The sequence below is a fragment of the Lishizhenia sp. genome, from assembly GCF_033720595.1.
In the GTDB taxonomy this organism is placed as follows: Bacteria; Bacteroidota; Bacteroidia; order Flavobacteriales_D; family Crocinitomicaceae; genus Lishizhenia.
This window is the reverse complement of record NZ_JAWWCF010000035.1, coordinates 1-19,506: the sequence shown is the minus strand read 5'-3', so window position 1 is coordinate 19,506 and position 19,506 is coordinate 1. Positions and strand designations below refer to the sequence as shown.

The window sequence follows — 19,506 nt, the reverse complement described above, 5'->3', positions numbered from 1 at the left end:
GCCCACACTTGCACTGGGGGTTTGCGTTCCAGAAGAATTTACCCCCGTAAATGCATCTGTAACCGTAATTCCTATAGAGGTAGCATAGCCATAATTATTCATCAAGCTATTTAATGAACCGACTGAAGCATTATTTAAGTTATTCCAAGGAAAAGGAGAATTAGTGCCACCAAAATCTATTGAAATACGCTCCGTTTGGGCCAACAACAATAAACTATGGACACAACAGAATAAAAGAGTAATAAATTTAAACATAGAACATTGATTAATTCGCTCTTCAATTTATAGCTTTTCTTTTGATGAAAAAATAAACATGTATTATCGCTACTAAAATTCTACCCTAAAAAAAAGGTCCCGCTGAATAATCAACGAGACCTTTTACTATGTTGTAAAAATCTTCTTAGCTCATGAATAAGCGAATAGATTTTGAAACTTCTGTTTTCAAGTTTTGTCTTTCCACAATGTAATCCAAGAAACCGTGCTCCAAAACAAACTCTGAAGTTTGGAATCCATCTGGTAAATCTCTACCAATTGTTTCCTTCACTACTCTTGGTCCGGCAAACCCGATTAACGCTCCTGGCTCAGCAATGTTGATATCTCCTAACATCGCGAAAGAAGCTGTTACACCACCAGTTGTTGGATCTGTTAAGAAAGAAATGTATGGCAATCCTGCATCAGCCAATTGCGTTAACTTTCCACTTGTTTTCGCCAGCTGCATCAAAGATAAACCAGCTTCCATCATACGCGCACCACCTGATTTAGAGATAATCATAAAGGCACATTTCGCTTTGATCGCTTGATCAATTGCTCTTGCAATTTTCTCACCTACTACAGACCCCATAGATCCACCAATAAAGGCAAAATCCATTGCTGCAATTACTGTAGGTTGACCATCAATATCACCTTTAGCACAACGAATAGCATCTGTTAAACCAGTTTTTGCTTGCGTTGCTTTAATTCTATCTGTGTACTTCTTCGTATCTGTAAATTTCAAAGGGTCACCAGAAGTCAATTTAGCATCAAATTCTTTGTATTTCCCTTCATCAAAAAAGATTTGAAAGTACTCTTCAGAACCAATTCTATCGTGGTTAGAACAACGATCACATACATAGAAATTCTTTGCATGATCTTCAGCTGTAACTACCGTCTTACACTTTGGACATTTATGCCAAAGTCCTTCTGGAGTTTCTTTCTTATCTTTTGTAGAGGTAGTAATCCCCTCTTTTTCTCTTTTAAACCAAACCATAAAAATGCTTTTTTACTTATTTAGAAAGTGAATCTACGTTGTTCAAATCTCTGAAAGATCTTTCCAAACGTGCTCCGAAAGTAAGTTCACCTTCTCTCATCCATTTTCTTGGATCGTAATATTTCTTATTTGGCAATTCTTCCCCGTCTGGGTTACCGATTTGAGTTCTAAGGTACTCAATATTTTCCGAAATGTAATCTCTTACACCTTCTGTAAAGGCGAATTGTAAATCTGTGTCAATGTTCATTTTTACAACTCCGTACCCGATTGCTTCTCTAATTTCTTCTAAGGTAGATCCTGATCCACCGTGGAAAACAAAATCAACTGGGTTAGCACCTGTATTGTATTTCTCTTGAATAAACTCTTGAGAATTCTTTAAGATCACTGGTGTTAATACAACGTTTCCTGGCTTGTATACTCCGTGAACATTTCCGAATGCAGCAGCAATTGTGAAACGATCAGAAATTTTAGACAACTCTTCGTATGCGTAAGCTACTTCTTCTGGTTGCGTATATAATAATGCGTTGTCAACATTTGTATTATCAACCCCGTCTTCTTCACCACCAGTAATTCCTAATTCAATCTCTAAAGTCATGCCCATTTTAGACATACGCTCTAAGTATTGCTTACAAAGCTCAATGTTCTCTTCTAATGGTTCTTCAGATAAATCTATCATGTGAGAACTATACAAAGGCTTACCTGTAGCTGCGAAGTGCTTTTCACTTGCATCTAATAAACCGTCAATCCAAGGCAATAATTTCTTTGCTGCGTGGTCTGTATGCAAGATAACTGTAGCTCCGTATAACTCAGCTAATTCGTGAATATGTAAAGCTCCAGCAACACCACCTGCGATAGCCGCTCTGTGATCGTCGTTGTTTAATCCTTTACCTGCATTGTACAATGCACCTCCATTAGAAAATTGAATAATTACAGGTGAGTTTAATCTCGCTGCTGTTTCCATTACCGCATTTACTGATGCAGAACCAACAACGTTAACCGCTGGCAAGGCATATCCATGCTCCTTTGCGTGTGCAAATATCGCTTGAACTTCGTCTCCTGTAGCTACTCCTGGTTTTATATTGTGTGCCATGTTTTCAAATTTTGTTAGGTTGCAAAAATAAAGGAATTTATAAAAAAGCGATGGGCTAAAGGCTTAAATTTACATCTCACTTTGCTCCTGACCTTATTACAAGAGCTAAGACCCTATGCATGCCAATATCCCTTACTACTCATCCCCCTTAAATTAAGCGGATTACAACACAATTAATTCAGTAGGAAACAGACTCCTTAAGTCTACCACAATCCCCCCTTAATAATTAGCACCCAACAGATTAAAACAAGAGTTCTCTCACTTCCTTTTTACTTTCCATTACAATCTATATCTTGGACCAAAACATTCCAACAAATGAATACGCGAATTCTTCCCTTGATATACCTATTTTTCTTCACCCTTACTGCTCAAGCTCAAAAAGGATATGACATTTCGGTACAAATGAAGCTGGATGGTAATCAGACCTTATACCTTGCTTATCATTTGGGATCTAAACAATATGTTGCCGCAGAAGACAGCTCTTCTAATGGTGAATTCAATTTTACGGGAGAAGAAAAACTAAAAAGAGGTATCTACAAACTGGTTATCAAAGAGAACATGCAAGTTTTAGAAATCGTCAGTATCAATGATGACCAACATTTCGAGTTAATAACTACCACCCCTCAAAACTTTGTAAAAGACATGATGGTTAAGGGGTCAGAAGAAAATGAACATTACTATGCTTTGGCCAAAGAAAAATACAAATTACTGACCTCCTACAGAGCTATAGAAAGTAAAACTGCATCGGCTGACGGTACCGTTAAAAAAGATCTAGAAAATCAATTGACAAACTTGACGCAAAAAGCTCAGGAATTACAAAAAGAGTTCATTGAAAACTACCCTAACTTTTTAATCTCAAAAGCACTAAAAGCAAATATACCCGTTGAAATACCAACAGCTAAAGAACTAGGGCTTACGCCCCAGGAATACGAAAGTAAACGACTCGAACTTTTTAGAAAACACTTTTTTGACAACTTTGACTTGAATGAAGATGGTTTAATACGTACGGATATATTTTACCCCTTGATAAACAGCTACCTGAACAATTTATATTACCAAGACTCAACCCAACAAAAAAAGGGACTGACAAAATTATTGAACACCCTTGCAGTAAATCCAGAAATGTACAAACTCACACTTATAGAAATGGTGAACAAGTTTGCTACTGTAAGATCTTTCCACGGTGTTGCCATCTATGCTTTTTTGGTGGAAGAGTATTACCTCAAAGGTAAAGCAGAGTGGATAGATGCCCCTACACTTCAAAGTATGAGAAAAAGCGTAGAAAAAATAAGATCAACGGAACTGGGCAAAACAGCCCCCGCTATTTTGTTGTTAAATGATAAGGGAGAAGAAATCGCAATCAAAAATATTACGGCCAAGTACAAAATTCTAGTGTTCTGGAATGCCAACAAAGAAAGCAGCCTCACTCCCCTTTTAGAACTTCAACAAATTACCGCACACATCCCTAGTTCTGAACTTCAAATATTGGCTATAGATAAAGGAGAAAATAAAAACCTATTCTTTCAAAAAGTGCAAGCGCATCACTTGAGTAAACCTGATAATTGGATCAACGCTTTTGGACAACCTTATCAAGGAAAGGATTTTAGCGAAAACTATAGAAACTACGGAGAGTTTTACTACATCCTCTTGGATGCGGACAATACGATAATCATGCGTGGTAACGCTGTAGAAAAACTAGCAAATTCTCTTTAAATGCATTACATGACTACACTTACTATCCATAGCTTTTCCTTAAATTCGCAACAAAGCATATCGCATGAATAGGGAAGAAAAAGCAGATCATTTAATAGCCTTAATTAAGCAGGAACAAAAAGCACAACAAGACAAGTGGAATTTTTCTGAGAACGTAAGTTTGAAAAGTTTAAAAGCTCAAGGCTTGGTGCTACATCCTTTAAAAATTAAGCGCAGAAAATATGGATTTGCCGACTACCCTATTGTTGAATTTGAATTACCCTTTGAGACGGACACCAGCAATTTCAAATCAGGTGTTGCCTTAGAATTTTTTGCCCATCATGAAGAACAACAAAGTTGCAATGCTCAACTCGTTTTCCTCAACAACAGAAGTGGAGAAATTCGTTTGTTTGCTCCTGACTTTCCAGAATGGATAGAAGAAAGAAATTTGGGAATAAAACTTGTTCCTGATGACAAAAGTTTCAAGTTCATGCTTTATGCTTTAAAGGCAATAAAAAATGGAGAGGATAAACATACCGCCCATCTGTTTGAAATCGTTCATGGGTTAAAAGCCAGTAAAAACGAACTCCTTACCACTGCAGAAAAAATAGATGGATTGAATACCTCACAAGCCATCGCAGCCCAGGCAGTTTTAGAAAATGAAGATGTTTGCATATTACACGGTCCTCCAGGAACAGGTAAAACTACAACCCTAGTAGCTGCGGTAAAAGAACTTTTAAAAAAGGGCGAAAAAATAGCCGTTACTGCTCCGAGCAATGCTGCTGTTGATCATTTTACACGTTGTTTGATTGCCCAAAACATTGACGTACTTCGCATGGGTAATTCTACCAAAGTAGACGAAGAATTATTCGCCCATACAACAGAGGGAGTGGCTCAAAACGCGGAGGAACAAAAACGAATTAAACGTCTAAAAATTCAGGCCAATGAGTTGCGTAAAATGGCGCAACAATACAAGCGTAATTTTGGGAAATCTGAAAGAGAACAACGTAAGCTTTTGTACCAAGAAGTAAAGTCTATTCGCCAAGAAATTAAACAATTAGAAAACTTCTCTTTAGAAAAAGCCGTTCAAAAAGCACAAGTAATTACGGGTACACCTGTTGGTTTACAGGATGAATTATTGAAAGAGCAGAGATTCGATACTTTGCTGACAGATGAGGCTGGACAATGCTTAGAACCAATGGCTTGGGTAGCCATAGAAAAGGCCGATAAATTAGTATTGGCAGGAGACCCTTTCCAACTCCCCCCTACAGTTATTTCAGACGCTGCTTCTCGTGATGGATTATCCCTTTCTATTTTGGAGCAAAGTTTCCAGCACCAAATTCCAACCTATCTCTTGAATACGCAATATAGAATGCAAGAGAAAATTGCAGGTTTCTCTAGTCAGCATTTTTACAAAGGCGAGCTTTTAACAGATGTGCCATTAAAACATGGTGGTGAAAATGCGCTTCACTTTTATGATACGGCAGGATATGAAGCTCCGGAAAAACAAGGAGAAGACGGCTATAGCTTGAGCAATCTTGAAGAAATCAGAATCATAGAAAAACTGATAGACGATTTAAAACTAAAACACAAAGACATTGCATTTATAAGTCCCTACGCTGCACAAGTTAGCTTGGCGAAAAAATTACTCGAGGGCATAAAATGCTCTACCATAGACGCTTTTCAAGGTCAAGAAAAACCCATCATATTCATTTCCTTGGTAAGAAGTAATACTGACGGAAACATAGGATTCTTGAAAGATTACCGTAGAATGAATGTAGCGCTGACCCGTGCTCAAAAACAACTCTTTGTAGTTGGTGACAGCGCCACATTTGGAAACGATGCCTTTTACAGTGAATTTTTAACCTATGTGGAAAACAAAGAGGCCTACAAAAGTGTGTTCGAGGTGATGTATTAGAACTTCTTCTTTACTATAGGTTAAAGTAAGTTTGATTCGTATTTTCGTAACTCAAATCACGGTTATGAAAAACATATTCTATTTGCTCGCTCTAAGTTTAATCTTCAACTCTTGTTATAAAGGAGAAAATGCCGACTTAGTTATTTACAATGCCCGTATCCACACTTTAGACAAAGAAGGTGAAGTACACAATGCCATTGCCATTAAGGATGGTAAAATATTAGAAACGGGACCCGAACGAGAAATTAGGAATAAATACAGTGCAAATGAAGAGTTAAATGCCGAACAAAAGGAAATCTACCCTGGTTTTCAAGATGCCCATGGTCATATTTTTAGCTTAGCGAATTTGAACCTACAATGTGATTTAACGGGGGCTACTTCAGAAGCACAAATGATTACCCGTTTAGAGAAACACAAAAACAAACATGGCGGTGAACTAATACTTGCTTGGGGATGGGACCAGAGTCTTTGGGGCGAAAGTGAATTACCCAACAACGCGGCTTTGAACAAAGCCTTTCCTAACACGCCCGTAGTTTGTAAACGCGTGGATGGTCATGCTGCTTTGATCAACGAAGCTGCGATAAAAGCCTATAAGCTCGATATAAATCAAAAAGTAGAAGGTGGAGAAATTCAGTTAGAAGGAGGTGTTGCAACAGGAATATTGCTAGACAACGCCATAGATTTAATCATGAACAAGCTTCCTCAGCCTTCAGCAGATGACTTAAAAAAGGAGATTTTAAGCATACAAAAAAACTTGTTGAGTTATGGTATTACTAATGTTCACGAAGCAGGTATTACCATGGATCAATTTCGAATTCTAGATGAATTAGCCAGCGAAGGAAAACTTAAAATTGGTGTATACGCCATGCTTTTTCCCACCCAAGAAGCTTTTGATTTTGTATTGAAGGAAGGACATTATAATAATGGTCCGTTAAGCGTTAGAAGCTTTAAAGTAATTGGAGATGGTGCTTTGGGAAGTAGAGGAGCATGTTTAATCCACCCCTACCACGACCGTCAAAGTACAGGTTTTTTAACCACAAGTTTAGCGGATTTAAAAGCCATTACTTTATTTGCCAAAGAAAATAATTACCAAGTAAACACCCATTGCATAGGCGATTCTACGAACAGGAATTTATTGCACCTCATCGATACCTTAATGAAAGATGTTGAAGATCACCGATGGAGAATTGAACATGCTCAAATTGTACACCCGAATGATTTGGACCTATTCTCTCAGGCAGGTGTAATTCCTTCAGTCCAACCAACTCATGCTGTATCTGATATGCGTTGGGCAGCCGATAGATTAGGAGATGAACGTTTAAAAACTTCTGGATACTTATACAAAAGTTTGTTACATCAGAACAACATCATTGCCTTTGGCACCGATTTCCCTATAGAGCACATGAATCCTTTCTTAACCTTACATGCTGCCATCAATAGGCAGAATGCAGATAATTTGCCTGAAGGTGGATTCCAAAAAGAAGAAGCAATAGGTTTTCAGGAAAGCTTGAAAGCCATGACCCTTTGGCCAGCAATTGCTTCATTTCAGGAAGGTAAAGTAGGAACACTTGAAAAGAATAAACACGCCAATTTTGTGATATTAGATCACCCATTATCTATTTCTGGAGACTACCAACCCAATTATGCATGGATGACCTATATAGATGGCAAGCCTGTGTATTCAATGGGACTTTAAACCTATCTAAAAAATTCTGCTAGAGACAGCAGTGACACCAAATATCCCCAAGGAGTTTCGGGAGAGGAAAAGTCGTATGTCTTGCCCCTCTCCCATTTTTTTTGTGAGGGAGTCAGCCTAAAAAAACAGCTTGTTACACTTCCATCCTAAAAAAGAACCGCACCTGTAAATAGCTATCACTAAATATTTAATTTTTCTACTTTTAATTGAAGTAAAAAACACACTATGATAAAAGTTGAACAACTGACCAAAGAGTTTGTGTTATCCCGAAAATTGAAAAAGGAACTCAATACTACTGCCGATAAAGCTGTGGCGGTAAAAGATGTGAGTTTTACCTGCGAACCGGGAAAAGTATTTTCATTGCTCGGTCCAAACGGAGCAGGGAAAACGACAACGATGCGCATGCTCTCTACTATATACAAACCCACTTCTGGGAAGATTGAAATTGGAGGAGTTGATGCGGTAGCACAACCGCAAGAAGCGCGTAAGAAAATTGGATTTTTAACCGGGTCTACAGGACTCTACGCCCGATTGACGCCCAACGAATTGATCAAATACTTCGCGGATCTTTATGAAGTAGAAAAGCATGACTTTGAACAGCGTAAAAAATATCTTTACGATTTAATGGACATGCACGAGTTTCAGAATAAACGTATTGGAAAATTAAGTACGGGTATGAAACAAAAAGTGTCCATCGCTAGAACCATGATACATGATCCTGAAATTGTTGTTTTTGATGAACCAACAAGTGGACTGGATGTAATTACCGCTGAAAATATAATCACCCTAATTCGCAATTGTAAAGAGGAGGGCAAAACGGTTATTTTCTCGAGTCATATTATGAGTGAAGTAGATCTTTTGTGTGATGATCTAGCGATTATTCACAAGGGAGGATTGCTCTATCAAGGAAGTATGGCAGATTTCAAAGCGAATATGGAAGCTCCTAACATTACGGCAGAATTCATTCGCATTGTTAACCAAACAAAAACGCAGCACGATGGTGAATAAGATATTTTTAAAAGAGTTAAAGGACACCCTTAGGGACAAAAGAACATTGATGACGATGATTGTCATTCCTTTGTTAATTTTCCCTATCATACTAAACGTATTTACTGGAGTTTCTGAAAGTTTCCAGCAAGAAGCGGCTAACAAAACCCTAAACATTGCGGTTATTGGAAGTAGTGCCGACAGTTATTTTGCCAAAGAGTTGAGCAAAATCCCAAACATACAAGGGGATAAAAAATTGATTTACATGGCAGATACAACAGGTTTGAAATCTTTGATAAAAAAAGATTCTATTCAACTTGCCGTTGAAGCACCAAAAGACTTCATTAATGCACCCGAAAAGGGAGAAGCTAAAACCATCAAACTTTATTTTAACGCTACTGACTTAGGTTATAAAGACAGGGCTGAATACTACATGGAAGCTATTAAAGCAGAAGTAAAGGGAGAGCGTTTGAATGACTTAAAAGTTACAGCTACATCTGTAGACCCTGTAAACATAGATTACGTTAACCTAGCTTCAACAAAAGAGGTTTTAGGGAAACTCGTTGGAGGTGTATTGCCTTACCTATTCATTGCTTTTGGTTTTATAGGTTGTATGTACCCTGCCATTGATTTGTTCACTGGAGAAAAAGAAAGAGGCACGATAGAGACTTTACTTACTACCCCAGTTCCACGTTATAAAATATTAATTGGTAAAATGGGTGTTGTTGTATTATCAGGATTAGCAGCTTCTACTTTTGCCTTATTAGGTTTATACCTTTCATTCGAAGTATTTGATATGGTCGAAGACCCAAGAATTGTTGAGGTTGTTCGCAGTATATTGTCTCCAGGATTCATCGTGATGCTTTATGCATTATTAATTCCACTTACCATATTTTTTGCAGGAGTTATGATACCGATTTGTGTATACGCAAAGTCTTTCAAAGAAGCACAGAGTATTATTACCCCATTGAACATTGTTATTGTCCTTCCTGCCATGGTTGGATTCTTCCCTGGTATTGAATTAGATTATACAACGGCCATGATACCTGTAGTTAATGTTGTATTGGCCACAAAAGAGTTAATCGCAGGAACTTTAGACCCTGTATTATTGGCACTTAGTTTTGGAGTTATGTTAACCCTTGCAGCTATTGCTGTTGGAGTATCTTACAAACAATTCGACAAAGAAGGAAATGTAGTATTGTAAGCGCTGAACTGAGAATAAAACCAGCAAAGAGTGATAGGAAACTATCGCTCTTTTTTTACATAAAAAAAGAGAGTAACAAATTAATGCTACTCTCCTTGTTTTAACCAATAAAACCAGTAGGAAATAAGGGTTCCCTACAAACCCGAAAAATTAACCTGCAGTCCGCAAAGTATTCACTTTACGCACTACTGAACTCACTGCTATTAAGTTCTATACAAAGATGAATTATTTATTTCATTCTGCATGCATTAAATAATAAGTAGGAATCAACGAATAATAAATGACAAAATCTAGCTTACTCGTAATTGTTAAACAATAAGGATAACTCATACCCTAGTCCAACATTCACAAACCAAGTATTTAAATCACCCCCTAAAGCATTTACATATCCTCCGTTTGCCTTGAGGCTGATACTTGAGTTGAGATGATAGTTTAATCCAATACTCGGTTTTATTATCAAGCCTTGCCCTGTGCTAATTCCACCACCTCCGGCCGCTCCACCTAGCACTTGAACATGTGTATGAAGTTTATCTTTGAAAAAAGGACTCATACGCACACCCATTCCAGCAATACCTTCTGCATAAGCTCCTGCATCTCCAAAGTTCGCAAAGGAAGTTTGTCCCCCTACGAACAACCAAGGTTTTAAATAAAAATTCAATTGAAACCCGATTTGATACATATCTTCTCTTATTCCTGTTACTCGCTGTGCACCATAGTAATACTCTTGGGTTAAAGCCCCCTCAAAACCTTTAAAATAAGAAGGACGCGAAAAGTTGTTTTGGCTTTGCGGATAATAGTTACCATTCTGAAACACATCGTAGGAGATTCCAAAACCGTAATTGGTACTTAAAAAATCCACTCTTGGTGTACTCAACACTCCCACGTCTCCAAAGATGCGTAAAGTGGGCGTAACACGAAGAGATAACTCCGTGCTTCCATAGAAAAACAACCCTCCATAAGTATTGAGGCCTCCGCCACCACCTCCGCCTAATCCTAGCTTTGGTGTTAAGCGAATTCTATTGTTCAAAAAATCTAACTTTCTTCCTATTCCAAAGAGGATATCCATGTACCCGGCTTTGATTCCTCGATACGCACCATCGGCTTTAAAAAACAAACTCAAGTTCTTACCATGACGTAAAACTTCTAACCCTACCAAGTGTATCGTTTTCCCTGTTAAGTTTCCGCGTTGATTGTATAGATTATTGAGGTGTAATTTATATTCTAGCTCTGTAGACGAATGATTCCAAAGTAGAAAATCAGTGTGGTCAGTTTCTAATTTTTCTCCATGACGATTAAAATCCGAGTGTAAAAATGAGACAGGAAAATGCATCGCTAAGTTCCATTGGTGACTTTTTATTGCACCATGATCAAAAAAGTTGACATAACTATATCCTCCTGATACTTTGAAGAAGTCGAAATCCATCCCTAAATTGAAATGCGGAAGAATAAAAGCTCCTCCACCATCAGGAGCAGAAGCACCTCCGCCACCTCCAAAATGAAAACCTAAATCATAAAATATCTTTTGGCTTAAATAATTCTGGTAAGTCAGGTTAAACCCCAGTGTGAAAAAACCACCGCGCTCCCCATGAACTGCTCCATATATTCCCAAACCACCAAACCAATGATCACGTAAGTTTAAATTTAAATGCAACCCTGAAAACCCCATATTTACTTCACCATCAGGCATAGTTAAAGGGTGATAATCCAACATAGCAAAACCACCTTGCTTTTTTGTTGTATGATTATCTTGGGAAGAAACGATGGATGTTCCAAGCAGGAATATGAATAGGGTGAGCAACTTCATTCAATTGAATTTTCGTCAAAAATAGTAAGAATCTCTTTCTATCCACTTGCCCAATTTTCTCTATCCAAACTTCTAAACTGTATGGCTTCCGCTATATGTTGGGTGAGTACTTTGGGTTCTTTCTCTAAATCGGCAATCGTTCTAGCTACTTTTAAAATTCTATCATAAGCACGTGCCGACAAGCCCAGGTTATCCATAGCCTTTTTCAAAATAGCATTTCCGTCCTCCTCTATTGCACAATGAACCCGGAGGTCTTTACTACTCATTTGGGCATTACAGTGTATCCCTTCATCTTGAGCAAAACGCTGCTCCTGCAGTAAACGCGCAACTATTACGCGCTCGCGAATTTCCTTACTCCCCTCTTTAGGTTGATGATGCGCCAACTCATCAAAACTAACAGGGGTTACCTCTACATGTAAATCTATGCGATCTAATAAAGGACCAGATATTTTATTGAGATAATTCTGCACCATTCCCGGTGGGCACATACAGTCTTTTTCTGGGTGATTATAATAACCGCACGGACAGGGGTTCATCGCTGCAATCAGCATAAAACCCGCGGGATATTCCACGGTAAACTTTGCCCTAGAAATGGTCACTTGTCTATCCTCTAAAGGTTGACGCATAACCTCTAAAACAGAGCGTTTATACTCAGGTAATTCATCTAAAAACAATACTCCATTATGCGCCAAAGATATTTCTCCAGGTTGCGGATAACCTCCTCCTCCCACTAAAGCTACATCACTTATCGTATGATGAGGTTTTCTAAAAGGTCGTTGGGTAATCAAGCCTAATTGAGCATCCATTTTACCGGCTACAGAGTGAATTTTAGTGGTTTCCAAGGCTTCAGAAATATTCATGGGAGGAAGGATAGTTGAAAGTCGTTTAGCCAACATGGATTTTCCTGCTCCGGGAGGACCGATCAATAGTACATTATGTCCACCAGAAGCTGCAATTTCAAAAGCCCGTTTAATATTGTCTTGACCTTTTACATCTCTGAAGTCTACACCAAACTCATCTAATTTTTGATAAAACTCCTGCGTGATATCAACCTTTACCGGTTTGCATTCTATCTTACCATTAAAAAAATCCACGACTTCTGTAAGGTGCAACATTCCATAAACCTCTAGCTCATCTACAATTGCAGCTTCCTTTGCATTTTCATAAGGAAGAATAATTCCTTTATACCCTTCTTTTTTGGCATTAATTGCAATCGGTAATACTCCTTTCATAGGTTTGAGGTCTCCATCTAAAGACAACTCTCCAAGGATTAAAAAATCAGAAAACTTATCAGTAAGCACTTGCTCCGAAGCACCCATAATTCCTAAAGCTATCGGCAAATCAAAATTGCTTCCTTCTTTGCGAACATCGGCAGGCGCCATATTAATGGTTATCTCTTTGCCGGGAAATTTATATCGGTTATTTCCCAGAGCGGCTTTAATTCTTTGCTGACTTTCTTTCACGGCACTATCTGGTAGTCCTACCAAATAAAAATTTAATCCGTTTCCGATATTTACTTCAATGGTGATGGTGAGGGCATCAATTCCGAAAACGGAACTGCCGTAGGTTTTGACTAACATAATACTTAGGTTAAGGTTGAGGTAGAAGTTAAGAAAATTAAAGCTCTTTTACAAAAGAGTTTAGCGATAGAGGCTAATTTCAATTTCCCTATCCCCTAAGTTTTTGTTTTCAGGGTTCCAAAAATAAACGTTTGAAGGCGTTGATACATCAGAAAAATAACTGCTATCTATAAAAATGAAGTTCCTAGACTTATCTAATCTTACCGTTTTATAAAACCTATTAGAAGCGTCTGTATTTTCTGTTACTACAAGTACAACCCCATCTTCCTCATCAAAATTGTGTTTTACTTCAATCAACCCATAATGTTCTTTCAATAAGGTGGAAATAAACTGTTGATTAAAATCATAAATCTTATTCAGCTTCTTTGAAATTGAAAACTCTTCCGTTCTTTTTAATTTTAGAAAAGCCATTAAAGGAATATTATCTGATTGCACAAAGCAAGAATCAACAACCTTCTTTCCTAAGAAATTTTCAAAGTCATTTAGCACCCAATATTGATTGTTTTTCTCCAAACTTTCTGAGTGACCATGATTTAAAGATAAAGGCATGTCACTACTGTCTCCACGAAGCCAAAAAGAAGTAAATCCATGTTCTTGAAAAAACATAAATTTATCTTTACCAGGAACTTCTAATAGCAATTTATTGGGGGCAATAAGCTTCTTTATCTCATTCAGTCTTTTCACCAAAGATTTTCTAAATTTTTCAGACGAAGAAAAGGTATGGATCACCTTTGGATTATATAAAAACTTACAATCCAGGGATAAATATTTTTTTGTTAAACCTTTGCCATGAATCTTTTCGGCCAATGCTTGCAAAGTAACGGGGTCCTTTCTATTATTATATACAGTTCTGAGTGAATCAAATGTTAGGTCGAAAATATTGATACTATCAACCTTTGTATAAACATCATGATGCAATACCAATAGGGTGTCTTTGGTTATTTGCACATCTACTTCACACCCATCAACTTTTTGCAATGAAAACATTGCCGAATTCATCGTATTTTCATGAAACTCACTGCCGTATACACCAAAATTCCCCGCGCCTTTATGACCAAGAAAAACCACATTTTTAAATGAGGGTATTTTTACGATTTGAGGATTACTTTTTGCGCATCCAAAAAGCACTAATAATACAAAAACAGAAAAATATCGATACATCATAATTTAGCCAAAATATACGTCAATTTCTCCATTAAGGATTACTAAATCTCCAAAATCAACACGCTTGTTATTCCAAAGATATACCTCCATTCGATCACCCTTTTGAAAGTTCTTGACATTCAATCTATAATCTACTGTGTAGTTCCAATTCCCTTTGTTATCCATCAGAATGTTTGAAGGGTTCACCGCTTCCCACATTTTATTTCCACCCTCTTTATCTCTCACACAAATGACCATTTTCAAATCCTCGTTAAACACTTGGTTGAAATTCAAATTTATTTTCAATTGAAGTTGATCAGGATTCTCCTTGAACGTATAATTTACCAGACTCACGTAAGCCTTATCCACTATCTTTTGAAAATGAATTTCATTGTGAAAAAGTCCCGTATTTAAATCCTTTTGAGGATAGATTAGATTATTAGCACAGATAAATTCTTGAAAACGTCTATGCTCCGCTCTTCGATTATCAATTTCTTCTACTTTATCCCTTTTCGTTTGATAGACATTTTGAATACGGTATGTTTTGTTTTTATTATTGATAAAATAACTTCCATTCAAGTAATCCATTCCAACCCTATCATTATGCATAAAAAGTACATTCTTATCCATATTATTGGACGCATTTGTATCCATATCACATCCTAACCAGGACAAAGTATCTAGATAGGGTAAGGCAAAATTTGTCGCTAAAAGTTTCGTGAGCGCTGGTGCTAAATCTAAATGCGAATTAAGTGCTTTAATCTCCTTACTTCTTTTTACTAAGGGCGAGTAAATTAAAAAAGGAGTGTTATAACTTTCCATAGGACTGCTATAGGGCAAACCTACCATCATATGATCTCCTCCAATAACAAAAATCGTATTCTCGAAAGCAGGATCGTCTTTAATTTTATTGAAATATTCTTTAATCATTTCATCTACGTAAAGGATTGTAGACAGTTTTTGAAGGTACTTTTCATATTTGGCAACTTCAACTTTGGAACCTTTGGTCAAAAGGATTTCTTCCGACTTATCTATATACGCTTGTTGTCCTGTAAATTGAAAAGGAAAATGAGAAGTCAAGGTCAAAAAGACATCTAAAAAAGGTTGGGGACGATTTGCTGATTTAAAATCGAAAAAACCTTCGAAAAGAGCTCTATCTTCTATCCCTAGCAACACTTCCTTTTGCTCTGCTGTGAGTTGACTTTTATACTTAGGCCTATCGTAAATATGATCAATCCCTGAGGCTTTCATAAAACTATCCATGTGATCAAAACTTGCTTCTCCACCATAATAGAAATTATTGTCATACCCTTCTTGTTTTAAATAATTAGGAATAGACAAATACTTTGGATAATGATTATAATCCTCCATAAAACCTTTGTTAGAATGCGGCAAAGAAGCCAAAACGCTAGGCAAAACTCCAAAGGTTCTTTCGGCCACACTTATGAAGTTGCTAAACTTTAATGATACCTTGGATAAACTATCCAAAAAGGGAGTGAAACTTAATTCATCATTTACTTTACAGCTTAAAGGACCTGGTAAACTTTCTACAAAAATGAACACTACATTGGGTTGAATTGCTTTCTTCTCGAAAAAAGGAGACAACTTACTTTCTGTACTATCAACATGTAACAATGGAAAACGCGTAGAAATATATTGTTTTGGGTTCTCGTTTTGATAAGCTTCAACCATTCTATTTAAGTTAACCTTCCTCACCTTATTTTCAGGTATTTCATCGAAAAAGGATAACACACTCGAAGTGCTAAACGATTGCTCATGTGCCAACAGAGTTCCTTGGTGAAGGAATCCTAAAAGAAGGAAAACAAATAGCATCAACACCGTTGGAATAGCAATCTTTTTTCTTCTCCAATTCCTTTTCAAACCAAATAAGTAAAGAAGAATTGGGAGGATAGACAAAAGGTAAAAAGCTTTAAAAACACCAAAATCTTGCAGTATGCTTACCATTCTACCTTGGGCCATCTCCATGATGGATTGGGTGAAGTAAGTAAAGGTTTCAAAAAAGTAAATCTGGTTTAAGGCTGAAAAGGTCAACAGTAAGACTGCGATTATGTTCACCAATATTCTTCCTACTCTTGGTATAAAGTTTAACGTTAGCGCAGCACCCACAAATAAAAAGACTAATTTTAGTTCATTGAAAACACCTAATAAGAATAGTCCCTGCATGTTTTCTACAAAATGTGCATGCGTAAAATAGCACAACATTAAGATTCGAAACAACAGCAAAACTATCGTAAAAAGTATGCATTGATTTAAACTGTTAAGGATGGCTTTATGGAAATAGGACATAGTGGTTTTTATTTCGGGGCTCAAAATAATAAAATCAAAAGATTAAGAATCCATTAATAAGCGGTAAAGAAGAAAAAAGAAAAATTTCATTCAAAAAATACAACCCTGCCCCATTCGTGCGCGTTATCTTGTTAAGAATCAACACCCATGAACAAACTACTACTTCTTTGTGCATTCACATTTCTAAGTGCTTTATCCTTCCCAATATATGGTCAAAACATTCTTACCAAGGCCAGTAGCACAGCCATAGATGAAGCGCTTGATATTGAGACAGACAATGCAGGGAATAGCTACCTCACTGGATTTGTCGGAGGTCAAACAACTTTTGGAACGACTATTACCAGCGCTTATGGCGGACAGGATGTATTTGTGGCAAAAATGAACAGCGCAGGAAATTTTCTTTGGGTCAAAACTTTTGGTGGTAGTGGAACAGAAAGAGGGTTAGACCTCGCCCTAGACAACAGCGGCAACATCTACATCACGGGATATTTCTTTGGGACCGCAGCTTTTGGAACAACAAGTCTATCCTCTAACAGTGGTTCAAGAGACTTGTTTGTTGCAAAACTAAACGGAAGTAATGGAAATGTTGTTTGGGCCAATAAAATTGGTGGAAGTGATGCGGAAACAGGACATGGTGTTACCTGCGACAACAATGGAAACGTAATAGTTGCGGGACAATTTGAAGGTACGATTACCCTTGGAAGTAATACATACACAACTCCGATAAATACTCTAACCAATGCGCCGGCATCGGGTATTTTATTAGTAAAATATAACAGCTCAGGTTCATTAGTTTGGTCAAAGGTGGGTGTTTCAGATTTCAACAACAAAGCTGTCGCTGTAGATCACGATGCTTCTAACAACATCTACATAACGGGAAATTTTTCAGATGACTTGGTCATAGATGGCGTAACCATAAGCAATCAACAATTAAATGCCGGGTATACTGCTAAATTCACTTCTTCGGGAAGTTTAGATTGGTTCAGGAAAATAGTAGCCAACCCCATTTCTCCAATAGACTTAAAAGTAAATGGAAGTGATCTTTTGGTCACCGGAGATTTTCAGGGCGACCTCATCTATTACGGAGCAAGTAGTAATGAAACGCTGGTTTCCTTTTACACCAATAATTTCTTTTTGTTAAAAACGAGTACTTCGGGAGCTTATTCATGGGGTCAGAAAATTGGTTCTAACAATCCTTTATCCGTTAAATCATTAGCCCTGAATAGCAACAGCGAAAGTTATGTAACTGGAACATTTGAGTGTAATTTAGAAGAAATACGTCCAAACTACGGAACGGCCTTATGGACGGGAATTGGAGAGAATGATATTTTCGTAATGAAGTACAATTCCTCAGGAACTCGTGTTTGGGATAGACATCAAGGTGGTTTAAAAGATGACAAGTGTTATGGTATTTCTTTGGATGGGTTAAACAATCCTGTTGTTGTTGGAAGCTTTAAAAACAACTTTTATATGGCCCTTTCGGGTCCTGCTGATTTTCCTTCCTACATCAACGGAGGAGACCAATTAACATTGAACGGATGTGGAGTAAATACGGGACTAAGCACTGGAAACAATTTAGACATCTTAATTTTTGAACCTTATGAAAACAGTACGCAACCACCTTACAACTATTATTTAGATGATACAGGACTGTGTGAAGATTCAATTTCAACACATTACATACCGGATGTGGATAGTATTGAAATTTGTAGTGGTGTTAATTTGGAATTTTATTTGAATTACATGAACCTTGGGCCAGCTGCGGAGGTACTTTTAAACGGTAGTAGCTCTCCTTATGGATCCTTCAACACATTTAATGTGCAATCTACAGGTGATTACATTCTCGAAATAAATCGCTTAGATGGATGTGGAATAAGTAACGACACTATACATGTCAACATACTCCCTCAACCCTCACAACTCTATTTAACAGATGATGCTGGGGTAAATATTGAAGCTTTATCTTACGACCCCATTGTTTTGTGTGATCCCGATACCTTGAGTTTTTATCTGGATACCGTTCCTCCAAATATTGACATCTCTATCAATTACGGAAGTACTGTTGTTTCAGATACTAATTCCATTAGTAATATCACCCAACCAGGAACCTATTTAGTTACACAAGAAAACGAGTTTGGATGTACAAGAACGGATCCCGTTACCTTTGTCTTAGATTCAGTCTATTATGATTCAATTCTACCTTATCTAAGTTTAGCGAACCCAATAACACTAAATGATAGCGTTACAATTTGTAAGCAAGAAGCGCTTCACTTTTTCGCGTTAGACTCTATCACTAATCCGCAGGGAAATAATATCATTTGGGATGGTGAGTATTTAGAAGTAAGTTGGAATTATGGACTTTTCCAATCGTTAAGCAACCCGATAGATTTACAAAAATTATTTGTTCCAGATACCACAGGTTGGTTCAGTGTTAATTTTAGGATAGTAATTGGTTATGATAATGCATGTGGAATTTATAAAGACACCCTGAGTGTTACTGATTCGGTTTATGTTGAGGTTTTAGAATTACCTGAGTTAAACGCAAGCATTGATTACGCCATTAACATTTGCCCAGGAGGCACTGGTAGTATAGCTGTTGACACTTCAATTATGAGCTTTACATGGAGCGGGCCTGGAATTTTAAATACTTCACCGGACAACACCACTATAGAGGTTGATCAACCTGGTGGGTATGTATTTCAAGGAGTAATTACCAACCCTATTAGTGGATGTTCAAGTAATTTCTTTATTCCTCAGTTCATTACAATTAAACCAATACCTCAAATCATTAGCTCCAGTTCTCCGGCATTCATATGTCCTGGAGATTCTGTTCAATTAG

At 37.3% G+C, this 19,506-nt stretch carries 13 protein-coding genes; 6 read left to right on the top strand and 7 right to left on the bottom strand.

What is annotated here, in order from left to right; genetic code table 11:
• The 3 genes from R3333_RS04175 to fbaA all read right to left on the bottom strand — a co-directional run.
• Positions 1-255: hypothetical protein (locus R3333_RS04175; protein WP_318957434.1), on the bottom strand; the 255-nt coding region annotated here is incomplete at its 3' end.
• 145 nt (positions 256-400) lie between these two features.
• The gene (accD, locus tag R3333_RS04170) at positions 401-1,246 is read right to left on the bottom strand and encodes an acetyl-CoA carboxylase, carboxyltransferase subunit beta (RefSeq protein WP_318957433.1); all 846 of its coding nucleotides are present in this window, start codon (positions 1,244-1,246) and stop codon (positions 401-403) included.
• A gap of 16 nt (positions 1,247-1,262) precedes the next feature.
• The gene (fbaA, locus tag R3333_RS04165) at positions 1,263-2,336 is read right to left on the bottom strand and encodes a class II fructose-bisphosphate aldolase (RefSeq protein ID WP_318957432.1); all 1,074 of its coding nucleotides are present in this window, start codon (positions 2,334-2,336) and stop codon (positions 1,263-1,265) included.
• A gap of 315 nt (positions 2,337-2,651) precedes the next feature.
• Between fbaA and R3333_RS04160 the strand changes: the two genes are divergently transcribed.
• The 5 genes from R3333_RS04160 (at position 2,652) to R3333_RS04140 (ending at position 9,833) form a co-directional block, all read left to right on the top strand.
• Entirely contained in the window at positions 2,652-4,049 is a 1,398-nt protein-coding gene (locus tag R3333_RS04160; protein WP_318957431.1) for a hypothetical protein, read from the top strand.
• Positions 4,050-4,113: 64 nt separating this feature from the next.
• Entirely contained in the window at positions 4,114-5,946 is a 1,833-nt protein-coding gene (locus R3333_RS04155) for an AAA domain-containing protein (RefSeq protein WP_318957430.1), read from the top strand.
• 64 nt (positions 5,947-6,010) lie between these two features.
• Positions 6,011-7,642, top strand: coding sequence for an amidohydrolase (locus R3333_RS04150; RefSeq protein ID WP_318957429.1), 1,632 nt, complete (start codon positions 6,011-6,013; stop codon positions 7,640-7,642).
• 225 nt (positions 7,643-7,867) lie between these two features.
• Positions 7,868-8,650 (top strand): ABC transporter ATP-binding protein, encoded by a 783-nt coding sequence (locus R3333_RS04145; RefSeq protein WP_318957428.1) that lies wholly within the window; start codon positions 7,868-7,870, stop codon positions 8,648-8,650.
• On the top strand, positions 8,640-9,833 hold the full coding sequence (locus R3333_RS04140) for an ABC transporter permease (protein ID WP_318957427.1): 1,194 nt from the start codon (positions 8,640-8,642) through the stop codon (positions 9,831-9,833). The genes R3333_RS04145 and R3333_RS04140 overlap by 11 nt, the downstream gene beginning before the upstream one ends.
• A gap of 295 nt (positions 9,834-10,128) precedes the next feature.
• Here R3333_RS04140 and R3333_RS04135 read toward each other — a convergent pair whose 3' ends face one another.
• From R3333_RS04135 to R3333_RS04120, 4 genes are read right to left on the bottom strand one after another with little or no spacing between them, the layout of a single operon-like run.
• Positions 10,129-11,637, bottom strand: a complete 1,509-nt coding sequence (locus R3333_RS04135) for a hypothetical protein (RefSeq protein WP_318957426.1) — start codon at positions 11,635-11,637, stop codon at positions 10,129-10,131.
• Between the two features lie 38 nt (positions 11,638-11,675).
• Positions 11,676-13,217: a YifB family Mg chelatase-like AAA ATPase gene (locus tag R3333_RS04130; RefSeq protein ID WP_318957425.1), complete on the bottom strand. Its 1,542-nt coding sequence runs from the start codon at positions 13,215-13,217 to the stop codon at positions 11,676-11,678.
• 60 nt (positions 13,218-13,277) lie between these two features.
• Complete coding sequence (locus R3333_RS04125; RefSeq protein WP_318957424.1) at positions 13,278-14,381, bottom strand: glycerophosphodiester phosphodiesterase family protein; 1,104 nt, start codon at positions 14,379-14,381, stop codon at positions 13,278-13,280.
• Positions 14,382-14,384: 3 nt separating this feature from the next.
• On the bottom strand, positions 14,385-16,544 hold the full coding sequence (locus tag R3333_RS04120) for an LTA synthase family protein (protein ID WP_318957423.1): 2,160 nt from the start codon (positions 16,542-16,544) through the stop codon (positions 14,385-14,387).
• Between the two features lie 270 nt (positions 16,545-16,814).
• Between R3333_RS04120 and R3333_RS04115 the strand changes: the two genes are divergently transcribed.
• On the top strand, positions 16,815-19,506 hold a 2,692-nt coding region (locus R3333_RS04115), incomplete at its 3' end, for a hypothetical protein (RefSeq protein WP_318957422.1).

What these genes read in the sequence shown, in the direction of transcription:
- accD (WP_318957433.1), bottom strand. Translation starts at nt 1,246, where the DNA reads ATGGTTTGGTTTAAAAGAGAAAAAGAGGGGATTACTACCTCTACAAAA.
- fbaA (WP_318957432.1), bottom strand. Translation starts at nt 2,336, where the DNA reads ATGGCACACAATATAAAACCAGGAGTAGCTACAGGAGACGAAGTTCAA.
- R3333_RS04160 (WP_318957431.1), top strand. Translation starts at nt 2,652, where the DNA reads ATGAATACGCGAATTCTTCCCTTGATATACCTATTTTTCTTCACCCTT.
- R3333_RS04155 (WP_318957430.1), top strand. Translation starts at nt 4,114, where the DNA reads ATGAATAGGGAAGAAAAAGCAGATCATTTAATAGCCTTAATTAAGCAG.
- R3333_RS04150 (WP_318957429.1), top strand. Translation starts at nt 6,011, where the DNA reads ATGAAAAACATATTCTATTTGCTCGCTCTAAGTTTAATCTTCAACTCT.
- R3333_RS04145 (WP_318957428.1), top strand. Translation starts at nt 7,868, where the DNA reads ATGATAAAAGTTGAACAACTGACCAAAGAGTTTGTGTTATCCCGAAAA.
- R3333_RS04140 (WP_318957427.1), top strand. Translation starts at nt 8,640, where the DNA reads ATGGTGAATAAGATATTTTTAAAAGAGTTAAAGGACACCCTTAGGGAC.
- R3333_RS04135 (WP_318957426.1), bottom strand. Translation starts at nt 11,637, where the DNA reads ATGAAGTTGCTCACCCTATTCATATTCCTGCTTGGAACATCCATCGTT.
- R3333_RS04130 (WP_318957425.1), bottom strand. Translation starts at nt 13,217, where the DNA reads ATGTTAGTCAAAACCTACGGCAGTTCCGTTTTCGGAATTGATGCCCTC.
- R3333_RS04125 (WP_318957424.1), bottom strand. Translation starts at nt 14,381, where the DNA reads ATGATGTATCGATATTTTTCTGTTTTTGTATTATTAGTGCTTTTTGGA.
- R3333_RS04120 (WP_318957423.1), bottom strand. Translation starts at nt 16,544, where the DNA reads ATGCAGGGACTATTCTTATTAGGTGTTTTCAATGAACTAAAATTAGTC.